We start from the raw sequence: 8,561 nt of genomic DNA on the forward strand, positions 1-8,561 counted from the left end.
TAGATATTTATGAATAGTTTCTATTATATGTAAACCGCCGGTGTTTAATTCCTTAAATATAGTTTCTTCTATAGTATCTTTATATTGTTCTCTACAATCTATAAAGAATATATATGATGGTCTATTTTTTTTCGTAATAGTAGGTATAACTTGTACGTTTGAAGCTCCACGATTATAGAATAGCTCAATAGCTTGTCCTATACATTCGCCACTTAGATGATCTACTTGTGCGATAAATATTGTCCCTTTTTTTGAGTTAGAGTTCATATTAATTTACCTCCTAAAACTTTTGATTGATTTTATTGATTTATTCTCACATAATTATCACATAAAAAATATTTGGCTTCAAATAACAAAAGTTTCTTAAAATGCAACCTAAATTAGAAAAAATTGATTTTAAAGAAACTTTTTTGAGTTTATTACAGCAATTTTATTAAAATTAATTATTTTATATTTTTTTTAAATAAAATTATCTTTTAAGGAAACTGCATAAAAGTCTATTTCTAAATAGAATTTGAAGTGTTACAATATATTTAAACTTTAAGAGTCAATTAAAATATAGTATATACTTTGACAATAGAGGTATTGCGCAAGGGGGGATTATCATGGAAGATAATTCTAATATAGCTATAGAAATCGGAAAGAAAATTAGAAATATTAGAAAAAGTAAAAACATGAAACTAGAAGATTTGGCTATTGCTATAAATAAAACAAAATCGACTCTTTCTAAATATGAAAGAGGTATTATATCAGTAGATATTTGTACTTTGTATGATATTAGTGATGCTTTAGGTGTTCATATAGACCAGCTTTTATATAACAAGCAATATAATAATGTAGATAAAAAAGAAGAAATTAATTTTTTTAGCGGTTGTTCTAGATTATATACATATATATATGATGGAAGAAATAATAAAGTTATAATATCGGTTATAGATATAACATCTAGAAATGAAGATAATAGCTATAAAACTAAATTTTATATGAATATAAAGGATTACGATGATTATCAAAATTGTGAAAATACATATTATGGATTTACAAAACATTATGATATTCTTACACATATAACGTTATATAATCAATCAACAAAATTAGAAACAATGTCTATAAATATATTAGCTTCTTTTTTAGATACTAATAAAAAATGGGGGCTCATATCAGCAGTTTCATTTAGACCATTTATGCCAGTTTCAACAAAAATATTATTTTGTAAAGAACCTTTAGAAATAACACCAGAGTTAATTAAAGAATTGAGAATATCAAAAGAAGATATTAGAATTATGAAATTATACAATATGTTTGTGGTAACACAATAAGACCTAAAGTATATATATAAAGATATATAATTTATAAGACAAAATATATATAATAAGAAAATTTGATTATTACATAGAAAGGGGTACTAAGTTAAAATGGATGTAAGACATTTATTAGAATCAGTCAAAAATAACGAAATAGATATAGATACAGCAGTACAAAAGCTTAAAGATTTACCTTATGAAGATCTAGGATATGCAAATATAGATCATCATAGAGAGATTAGAAATGGGTATCCAGAGGTAATTTACTGCGAAGGTAAAACAGACGAACATATAATAGGAATTGTCGATGTTTTGCTTAAAAAGGAAAGCAATGTATTAGGAACAAGATGTAGAAAAGAGACAGCAGAAAAATTAAAACAAATATACGATAATGTAGAATATGATGAATTATCAAAGGTATTAATGATAAAAAATCATGAAGTTGAAATAAATGGAAAAGGAACTATAGCTATACTTGCTGCAGGTACATCTGATATATCTGTAGCTGATGAAGCTTACTACACAGCTAAGTTTTTAGGAAATAAAGTAGAAAGAATTTACGATGTAGGCGTGGCTGGAATACATAGATTATTAAATAAGAGACACCTTATAGAACAAGCTAGGGTAATAGTAGCAGTAGCTGGAATGGAGGGAGCTCTACCAAGTGTAGTTGGAGGTATGGTGGACGTTCCTGTAATAGCAGTTCCTACTTCTGTTGGATATGGTACAAGCTTTAATGGACTTACTGCGCTTTTAGCGATGTTAAACAGCTGTGCATCAGGTATATCTGTAGTAAATATAGATAACGGATTTGGAGCAGGTTATTTGGCTTCAACTATAAATAAATTAGACTAATGAGGAGGAAGTGTATGAAGGAAGAAAAAATCTTATATTTTGACATAATAATTGGAATATCAGGTGATATGACTTTATCTACTTTATTAAATTTGGGTGTTCCAAAGGAAATATTTTTAGAGGAGCTGGGCAAACTAAATTTAAATGGTGAATTTGAAATAGAAATAAACGACAAATTTGAAAATGGCATCAAGGGAACAAATGTAAATGTAATAGCAAAAGAAAATCACGTCCATAGAAATTTAATTGATATATATGATATAATAGAACAGAGTTCTTTAAACGACAACATAAAAGAAAATGCGAAAAAGATATTCATGGAGGTCGCAAAGGCCGAAGCCAAGGTACACGGGACATCTATAGACAAAATACATTTCCATGAGGTAGGGGCTATAGACTCTATTGTAGACATAGTGGGCTCTTGTATATTGATAGATTTACTATGTGTAGATAAAATATATGCAACTAAAGTTCCTCTAGGTTCAGGCTTTGTTAAATGCGCTCATGGAGTTATTCCAGTTCCGGCACCAGCAGTAGCAGAAATATTAAAGGACGTTCCAGTTAAATTCAACAACGTAACAGGAGAATGTACAACTCCAACAGGGGCTGCAATTATAAAAACTATGTGCGAGGAGTTTGTCGACCAAATAGAATTTGAGACAAAGCAAATAGGCTATGGTATAGGATATAAAAAATTTGAAGTTCCAAACATGCTTAGAACCTTTATAGGTGTAAAAAAAAACAAAATTTAGTATGTGAGATTATTGCTAATATAGATGATATGTCTTCAGAGCTGTATTCTTATTTATATGAGAAAGCTTTAGCAGAAGGAGCACTAGATATATACACAGAGAGCATTTTCATGAAAAAGAATAGACCTGCTTATAAGGTAACTATTATATGTAATGAAGAGGATATAGATAAATTTACCGAACTATTATTAGTTGAGACATCTACATTTGGTGTTAGATATCAGAAGTTTAATAGATCTACATTATATAGAAGATTTTCTAAAATAAATACTAAATATGGAGATATACAAATAAAGCTAGGATACTTAAATGGCAAATTAATTAAAGTGACACCAGAGTATGAGGATTGTAAAATGATGGCAAAAAAGGAAAATATACCATTAAATCAAATTTTTAACGAAATAAATTCTATTATAAACGAAAAATTTTTCTAAAATCATTGACAATGTTCATGAATTTTGATAAATTAATATTCAATTCAATAGAATAAAAAACAGAATAATTATTAATAAATCACTCGTATATGCTCAGTAATATGGTCTGAGAGTTTCTACCTAGATACCGTAAATATCTGGACTATGAGTGGAATTATTATATCTTGCGACATCTTAAGTAAATTTACCGGCTGATATTAGATCCCTGTAAGTTGGCTACATCATGGTGTTAGAAGCCTGTATAGTAATTTCACTTTTGCAAAAATGATGGAAGTTACTATAGAGGCTTTTTTATTCATAAAACTAATTATAGTTTATACATTATAGAAATATTTGTATAAGTATTGAATTTAAATTATACACAAAATCATAATATTTAAATATTTTAAACATAACTAAATAATAATTGGATGAAAGGGGTAATGCAAAAATGGCAACTATCGTAAAAGAAGGTTTAACTTTTGATGATGTATTATTAATACCACAAAAATCAGAAATTTTACCATCACAAATTAACACAAAAACTAAATTAACAAAAGATATCGAATTAAATATTCCTCTAATGAGTGCAAGTATGGACACAGTAACAGAATCTAAAATGGCTATATCAATGGCTAGACAAGGTGGAATAGGTATAATTCATAAAAACATGTCAATCGAAAAACAAGCTTCAGAAGTAGATAGAGTTAAAAGAAGTGAAAGTGGATTAATAGTAGATCCATTCTCTTTATCAAAAGGTCACACAATTCAAGATGCAGATAATATAATGGCAAAATACAAGATATCAGGGGTTCCAATAGTAGACGAAAACAACATATTAGTAGGTATAATCACAAACAGAGATATCAAGTTCGAAACAGATATGTCTAGACTTATAGAAGAAGCTATGACTCCTAAAGAACGTCTAGTAACTGCTAAAGAAGGTGTTACTTTAGAAGCGGCTAAAGAAATATTAGGTAAACACAGAATAGAAAAATTACCTATAGTAGATGATGAAGGTCATTTAAAAGGATTAATAACTATAAAAGATATAGAAAAGAAAATCCAATATCCAAATTCAGCAAAAGACAAGAGAGGTAGACTTCTTTGCGGTGCTGGTGTAGGTATAACAAATGACTTATTAGAAAGAGTAGATGCCCTTTATAAAGCAAAAGTTGATATAATAGTATTAGATAGTGCTCACGGACATACACAAAACGTAATAAATGCGCTTAAAAAAGTAAAAGCTGCATACCCTGATCTTCCTGTTATAGCAGGTAATGTTGCAACAGCTCAAGGATGCGAAGATTTAATAAAAGCTGGGGCAGATTGTGTTAAAATAGGTATGGGACCAGGTTCTATATGTACAACAAGAGTAGTTGCCGGTATAGGTGTTCCTCAAATAACAGCTATAATGGATTGCTATGAAGTAGCTAAAAAATACGATATACCAATAATAGCAGATGGTGGAATCCAATATTCTGGAGATATAGTAAAAGCTTTAGCAGCAGGTGCTAATGTTTGTATGATGGGATCAATGTTTGCAGGAACTGAAGAAAGTCCAGGGGAAATAGTTCTATACAGAGGTAGATCTTATAAAACTTACAGAGGTATGGGATCTATAGCAGCTATGGAAGATGGTTCAAAAGATAGATACTTCCAAGAAGGACAAAAGAAATTAGTTCCAGAAGGTGTAGAAGGTATGGTTGCTTACAAAGGTAAGGCAGAAGATATAGTATTCCAAATGATAGGTGGAATTAGATCAGGTATGGGATATTGTGGAGCTTACACTATCGAACAATTACAAGAAAAAGCAGAATTTGTAAAAATAACAGCAGCTTCTTTAAAAGAAAGTCATCCTCATGATATAACAATAACAAAAGAAGCTCCAAACTACAGTATGCAAGGAGATATGATGTAGCATGAAACATGAATTAGTATTAGTTATTGACTTCGGAGGTCAATATAACCAATTAATAGCTAGAAGAGTTAGAGAAAATAATGTATATTGTGAAATTATGTCTTATAAAACAGACATAGAAAAAATAAAAGCTAAAAATCCAAAAGGTATAATATTTACTGGTGGACCAAATAGCGCATATTTAGAAGATTCTCCAAGAATGGCAAAAGATATATATGAAGCAGGTATTCCAATACTTGGAATATGCTATGGTCTTCAAACGATGTGCCATACTTTAGGTGGAAATGTAAGAAAAGGTACAGCAGCTGAAAAAGAATACGGAAAAACTGCTATAACTTACAAAGAATCAAAATTATTCGAAGGAATGACAACTAATACAGTATGGATGAGTCATACTGATAGAGTTGATGTAATACCAGAAGGATTTGAAATAGTTGCTTATACTGATGATTGTCCAGTTGCAGCTGTTCAAAACGTAGAAAAGAATTTATATGGAGTTCAATTCCATCCAGAAGTAGAACATTCACAAGAAGGATATATGATAATCAAAAACTTCTTATATAATATTTGTGGAGTAAGTGGAGACTGGACTACAGATTCATTTATAAATGACAAGGTTGCAGAATTAAAAGCAACTATAGGAGACAAAAAAGTTCTTTGCGCATTAAGTGGTGGAGTTGATTCATCAGTAGCAGCAGTTTTAGTTCACAAAGCTATAGGTGACAACTTAACTTGCGTATTCGTCGATCACGGTCTTCTTAGAAAAAATGAAGGTGACGATGTAGAAAGAATATTCAGAGATACTTTTGATATGAACCTAATAAGAGTTAACGCTGAAGATAGATTCTTAGGAAAATTAAAAGGTGTAACTGAACCAGAAGCAAAGAGAAAAATAATAGGTGAAGAATTCATAAGAGTATTTGAAGAAGAATCAAATAAGCTTGGAAAAATGGACTTCTTAGTTCAAGGTACAATCTACCCTGATATAGTAGAAAGTGGACTTGGCGGAGAATCTGCAACTATAAAATCTCACCACAATGTAGGTGGATTACCTGAAGATGTAGATTTCCAAATAGTTGAACCATTAAAAGAATTATTCAAGGACGAAGTTAGAAAAATAGGTCTAGAATTAGGAATAGAAGAAAAATTAATATTCAGACATCCATTCCCAGGACCAGGTCTTGGAATAAGAGTTATCGGTGAAGTTACAAAAGAAAAATGTGACATATTAAGAGAAGCCGATGCTATATACATGGACGAGCTTAGAAAAGCTGGTTTATATACAAAAATATGGCAAGCATTTGCTACATTACCAGATGTTAAGACAGTTGGAGTTATGGGAGACGAAAGAACTTACGCTTATTTAGTAGGTTTAAGAGCTGTTGCATCTTCTGACGGAATGACTTCTGACTGGTACAAAATACCATATGATGTATTAGAAAAAGTTGCTAACAGAATAGTTAACGAAGTAGATGGAGCTAACAGAGTTGTTTATGATATAACTTCTAAACCTCCTGGAACTATCGAATGGGAATAAGATAATCGTTGAGAATTAAATATTTTTAATAAAAATAAGTGCTTTAGATATTGTTTGATAAAAATGATATCTAAGGCACTTTTTTTCATTTCCATTATGAATTATAATACAGTTATTGGAAATTATTTATAGGAAGGATTGATAATTATGGAAATGTGGGATATTTACGATAAAGATAAAAAAAGAACAGGTAAGCTTATGAAACGAAATGATTGGAATATGAAGCCTGGTGAATTCCACTTAACTGTAATAGGAATAGTACAAAATTTAGAAGGAAAATACCTTGTTACTCGCCGTAGCTTAGATAAAGAATGGGCTGCTGGATGGTGGGAATTACCAGGTGGTGGCGTAAATGCTGGTGAAGATTCTAGAGATGCAGTTATTCGCGAAATAAAAGAAGAGGTTGGACTTGATGTATCAAATGCAAAAGGTAGCTGTGTTTATACTTATAAAAACGAAAGTCCAGAAGAAAAAAATAATTATTTTGTAGATATATATAATTTTGTTTTAGACTTTAAAGAATCTGATGTCAAGGTTCAAAAAGATGAAGTATTAGAATTTAATATAGTAAGTTTTGAAGAAATTCAAAATTATGCAAAAGAAATTGGATTTTTACATTATAATAGTATGAGACCAGCTTTTGATAAAATTGAAAAAAATATGTTATAATTTTCATAAGGACAAAATTATTTAAATATAAAGGAGTTTTAAATATGAAAAAACAATCTCCATCTATGGATGCATGGTTAAAAGAAGCAAAAGCAGATCCTGTAGCAGCAAAGGTAGGTATGTTTTTAGTACATAACGGTGTTGTTCGTGAAACTGCAAAAGCCAAAGTTAGAAATGGTGAGGATGTAGCAGACATTAAGGGAATGGAATTTTCCTACGATGAACAAAAGGTTGCTGATGCAGTAGCTGAAGCTTATAAGTTAGAAGGTATATATTATATTAAGACATGGCTTAATGAAGGAACATTAGAAATTGGCGATGATATAATGTATGTTTTAATAGGTGGCGATATTCGTCCACATGTTGTAGATGCACTTCAATTTCTTGTTGGTAAAATAAAAAATGAGTGTGTTATAGAAAAAGAATTAAGATAATATAAAAATTAATGGGGGAGTATAGTTTTTATGAGTACAAATGTTAGACCAGAAACAATGGAAAGAATCACTACTGCTGAGCTTGCTCAAGCATTTATAGATGAACAAGTTGCAGCAATCAGAGAACAAGTTGGAGACAAAAAAGTATTATTAGCTTTATCAGGTGGAGTAGACAGCTCAGTTGTAGCAGCACTTTTAATAAAAGCAATTGGCAAACAATTAGTTTGCGTGCATGTTAACCACGGTTTACTTCGTAAAGGGGAACCAGAACAAGTTGTAGATGTATTTCGCAACCAAATGGATGCAAACTTAGTTTATGTAGATGCAGTTGATCGTTTCTTAGACAAGCTTGCAGGTGTAGCTGAACCAGAAAGAAAGAGAAAAATAATAGGAGCAGAATTCATCAGAGTATTTGAAGAAGAAGCTCGTAAACAAGAAGGTATAGAATTCCTAGCTCAAGGTACAATATACCCTGACATATTAGAAAGTGATGGAGTTAAAGCACATCACAATGTTGGTGGACTTCCTGAAGATATGCAATTTGAATTAGTTGAACCAGTAAAACTTCTTTTCAAGGATGAAGTTCGTGTAGTTGGTAAGGCTTTAGGTCTTCCAGATAATATGGTTTATCGTCAACCATTCCCAGGACCAGGACTTGGAGTTAGATGCTTAGGAG

The 8,561-nt window shown here is 30.7% G+C and carries 9 protein-coding genes, 1 pseudogene and 1 riboswitch; of the genes and pseudogenes, 9 read left to right on the top strand and 1 reads right to left on the bottom strand.

What is annotated here, in order from left to right:
* Positions 1-267 (bottom strand): nickel insertion protein (larC, locus tag ACI3VO_RS00260; protein ID WP_439755984.1); only part of this gene is annotated, 267 nt, incomplete at its 3' end.
* Between the two features lie 338 nt (positions 268-605).
* Here larC (ACI3VO_RS00260) and ACI3VO_RS00265 point away from each other — a divergent pair.
* The 9 genes and pseudogenes from ACI3VO_RS00265 to ACI3VO_RS00305 form a co-directional block, all read left to right on the top strand.
* Positions 606-1,319, top strand: a complete 714-nt coding sequence (locus ACI3VO_RS00265; protein WP_439755985.1) for a helix-turn-helix domain-containing protein — start codon at positions 606-608, stop codon at positions 1,317-1,319.
* Positions 1,320-1,415: 96 nt separating this feature from the next.
* A complete protein-coding gene (gene larB, locus ACI3VO_RS00270; RefSeq protein ID WP_439755986.1) occupies positions 1,416-2,159 on the top strand; it encodes a nickel pincer cofactor biosynthesis protein LarB in 744 nt (247 codons plus the stop codon).
* Positions 2,160-2,173: 14 nt separating this feature from the next.
* Positions 2,174-2,911 carry a nickel pincer cofactor biosynthesis protein LarC gene (larC, locus tag ACI3VO_RS00275; RefSeq protein WP_439755987.1) on the top strand — a complete coding sequence of 246 codons (738 nt, stop codon included), beginning with the start codon at positions 2,174-2,176 and terminating at the stop codon, positions 2,909-2,911.
* Between the two features lie 29 nt (positions 2,912-2,940).
* Positions 2,941-3,345: a nickel insertion protein gene (gene larC, locus ACI3VO_RS00280; protein WP_439755988.1), complete on the top strand. Its 405-nt coding sequence runs from the start codon at positions 2,941-2,943 to the stop codon at positions 3,343-3,345.
* 63 nt (positions 3,346-3,408) lie between these two features.
* Positions 3,409-3,510: riboswitch (purine riboswitch) on the top strand.
* 265 nt (positions 3,511-3,775) lie between these two features.
* Positions 3,776-5,245, top strand: coding sequence for an IMP dehydrogenase (gene guaB, locus ACI3VO_RS00285; protein ID WP_439755989.1), 1,470 nt, complete (start codon positions 3,776-3,778; stop codon positions 5,243-5,245).
* 1 nt (position 5,246) lies between these two features.
* Positions 5,247-6,782 (top strand): glutamine-hydrolyzing GMP synthase, encoded by a 1,536-nt coding sequence (gene guaA / locus ACI3VO_RS00290; RefSeq protein WP_439755990.1) that lies wholly within the window; start codon positions 5,247-5,249, stop codon positions 6,780-6,782.
* Positions 6,783-6,929: 147 nt separating this feature from the next.
* Positions 6,930-7,451 carry an NUDIX hydrolase gene (locus ACI3VO_RS00295; RefSeq protein ID WP_439755991.1) on the top strand — a complete coding sequence of 174 codons (522 nt, stop codon included), beginning with the start codon at positions 6,930-6,932 and terminating at the stop codon, positions 7,449-7,451.
* A gap of 44 nt (positions 7,452-7,495) precedes the next feature.
* Positions 7,496-7,885 (top strand): molybdenum cofactor biosynthesis protein MoaE, encoded by a 390-nt coding sequence (locus ACI3VO_RS00300; protein ID WP_439755992.1) that lies wholly within the window; start codon positions 7,496-7,498, stop codon positions 7,883-7,885.
* Positions 7,886-7,975: 90 nt separating this feature from the next.
* Positions 7,976-8,561: pseudogene (locus tag ACI3VO_RS00305) on the top strand (asparagine synthase-related protein); the annotation flags it as partial.

The sequence above is a fragment of the Intestinibacter sp. genome (assembly GCF_051866655.1).
Classification (GTDB): Bacteria; Bacillota; Clostridia; order Peptostreptococcales; family Peptostreptococcaceae; genus Intestinibacter.

Excerpts from the sequence above, each read along its gene's own strand:
- larC (WP_439755988.1), top strand. The coding sequence starts at position 2,941 with ATGTCTTCAGAGCTGTATTCTTATTTATATGAGAAAGCTTTAGCAGAA.
- ACI3VO_RS00300 (WP_439755992.1), top strand. The coding sequence starts at position 7,496 with ATGAAAAAACAATCTCCATCTATGGATGCATGGTTAAAAGAAGCAAAA.
- larB (WP_439755986.1), top strand. The coding sequence starts at position 1,416 with ATGGATGTAAGACATTTATTAGAATCAGTCAAAAATAACGAAATAGAT.
- guaB (WP_439755989.1), top strand. The coding sequence starts at position 3,776 with ATGGCAACTATCGTAAAAGAAGGTTTAACTTTTGATGATGTATTATTA.
- guaA (WP_439755990.1), top strand. The coding sequence starts at position 5,247 with ATGAAACATGAATTAGTATTAGTTATTGACTTCGGAGGTCAATATAAC.
- ACI3VO_RS00265 (WP_439755985.1), top strand. The coding sequence starts at position 606 with ATGGAAGATAATTCTAATATAGCTATAGAAATCGGAAAGAAAATTAGA.
- ACI3VO_RS00295 (WP_439755991.1), top strand. The coding sequence starts at position 6,930 with ATGGAAATGTGGGATATTTACGATAAAGATAAAAAAAGAACAGGTAAG.
- larC (WP_439755987.1), top strand. The coding sequence starts at position 2,174 with ATGAAGGAAGAAAAAATCTTATATTTTGACATAATAATTGGAATATCA.